This window comes from Halioglobus sp. HI00S01 (assembly GCF_001635445.1).
GTDB classification, from domain to species: Bacteria; Pseudomonadota; Gammaproteobacteria; order Pseudomonadales; family Halieaceae; genus Halioglobus; species Halioglobus japonicus.
In genome coordinates this window covers 1-216 of the sequence record NZ_LWEE01000052.1, presented here as the reverse complement: position 1 = coordinate 216, position 216 = coordinate 1, and the positions used below count along the sequence as shown (strand labels likewise).

The following is a 216-nucleotide window of genomic DNA, read 5'->3' as shown; positions in this document are numbered from 1 at the left end:
CATAGGTGCGGGCAGCGCGAGGGTGTAATCCAGTGACTTTACGCCAATGGTCTCGCCGTCGGGATCGACATAGGTAATTTCACACAAACGGCCATCGGCGTTGCAGTGATGCAGTTCACGGTAAAGCAACTCGTCGCCATCCGGAGAACGCGCCTCACCTACAATATCGGGGGTGATCGCGGTGGCCGAAGCACCACCCACCCAGTTTGCGAATAT

Annotated in this window: 1 protein-coding gene; it reads right to left on the bottom strand. The window is 56.9% G+C overall.

Annotation, left to right across the window (positions count from 1 at the left end):
* Positions 1–216: hypothetical protein (locus A3709_RS23635; protein WP_197484127.1), on the bottom strand; the 216-nt coding region annotated here is incomplete at both ends.